This window comes from Bradyrhizobium uaiense, assembly GCF_010811875.1.
In the GTDB taxonomy this organism is placed as follows: Bacteria; Pseudomonadota; Alphaproteobacteria; order Rhizobiales; family Xanthobacteraceae; genus Bradyrhizobium; species Bradyrhizobium uaiense.
This window is the reverse complement of sequence record NZ_VKHP01000723.1, coordinates 1-253: the sequence shown is the minus strand read 5'-3', so window position 1 is coordinate 253 and position 253 is coordinate 1. Positions and strand designations below refer to the sequence as shown.

The 253-nt window shown below is 66.0% G+C and carries 1 protein-coding gene; it reads left to right on the top strand.

Going from position 1 to position 253, the window contains the following annotated elements:
* Positions 1-253 (top strand): DUF5801 repeats-in-toxin domain-containing protein (locus FNJ47_RS47225; RefSeq protein ID WP_206685429.1); only part of this gene is annotated, 253 nt, incomplete at both ends.

The window sequence follows — 253 nt, the reverse complement described above, 5'->3', positions numbered from 1 at the left end:
TCACGCTGACGGTCGATCCGGCAACGGGCAATGTGACGCTGACGCAGGACCGCGCGGTGCACGAGAACACCGCGTCGAGCCCGGACACCCATGAGGGCATCAGCCTGACCGGCGGCCTGGTGACGCTCACTGCAACCGTGACCGACAAGGACGGCGATACGGCGAGCCAGAAGCTCGACCTGAGCAGCCACGTCACCTTCCACGATGACGGTCCGTCGATCTCGCTGAGCGGGACGGTGGCTTCGCTGAACAC